This is a genomic window from Clostridium tarantellae (genome assembly GCF_009295725.1).
GTDB lineage: Bacteria > Bacillota > Clostridia > Clostridiales > Clostridiaceae > Sarcina > Sarcina tarantellae.
In genome coordinates this window covers 1-914 of record NZ_WHJC01000562.1, presented here as the reverse complement: position 1 = coordinate 914, position 914 = coordinate 1, and the positions used below count along the sequence as shown (strand labels likewise).

Below are 914 nucleotides of genomic sequence, written 5' to 3'. Positions count from 1 at the left end.
AAGAGACAGGAATTTATATGAACAACATCTTTAGAAATTATAATAACTTCATTATTAAATTTATTGGACATTAAAATTAAAGTATCTTTTTTTTAACTTTTTCTATGTTATTTTTAGGAATCTCTAAAGAGCATAAAAATGAGATAAAAGTCAATATGATAAGGAAATTAGTAAAAATTTTAATATACTTTGTAAAGAAGATAAGAAACTAGCAAAAGTATAGATAGTAAGTGTTTTTATTTTAAATCTTCTACTTTTATAATTTCTCTAGGCAATAAAAGAGTATCTGTCCTACTTTTATTAAATACTAAGATTATATTATCCATTTCCTTTATGCTTGTTATATTGCTTTTAGGAATTTCTATAGAATAACCATAAGATTTTAAAGTTAAAGAATTTTCTTCAACTATTAATTCACATTCATCATTATCCTTATACTTTGCTCTAGCTAAATAAGGAAGAAATTTAAGCTCTTTTAAGCTTGATTTCATAAGCTTTTTATAAGATGGTATAGATTGTAAAAGTAAAATTACTATTATAAAGATTATTGAAATAATATAGTTTAAAGCAACTGATCCATTATGAAAACTTTTACTTAAATTTATAGAAGCAAAAACAATAAATAGTAACATAATAAAAATTAAAATATTAAAAAAAACTTCTATTATTAAATTTAAAAGCTTTATAGTTTTTAAATTATATTTAGCTAAACTATCATAATGACTATCATTAAGTTTGAATTTATAAGTCATACCATTAAACCTCTCTAACTTTTTTATTTAAATATTTTTCAATATTTAAAATAAATTCATTTTTATTTATTGTTACTTCTTCAAAGGGAATAAATAATAAAACATAGTTATTTTTATCTAAAAAATAAAGAGTATTTTCATAGTTTATAATGTCTTCTATGA

General features: G+C 19.5%; 1 protein-coding gene. It reads right to left on the bottom strand.

Going from position 1 to position 914, the window contains the following annotated elements; all coding sequences use genetic code 11:
* Positions 1-236: 236 nt before the first annotated feature.
* Positions 237-752, bottom strand: a complete 516-nt coding sequence (locus GBZ86_RS16360) for a hypothetical protein (protein ID WP_152892430.1) — start codon at positions 750-752, stop codon at positions 237-239.
* Positions 753-914: the final 162 nt, after the last annotated feature.

Bases quoted from the DNA above. Each gene is read 5' to 3' on its own strand.
- GBZ86_RS16360 (WP_152892430.1), bottom strand. From the start codon at position 752: ATGACTTATAAATTCAAACTTAATGATAGTCATTATGATAGTTTAGCT.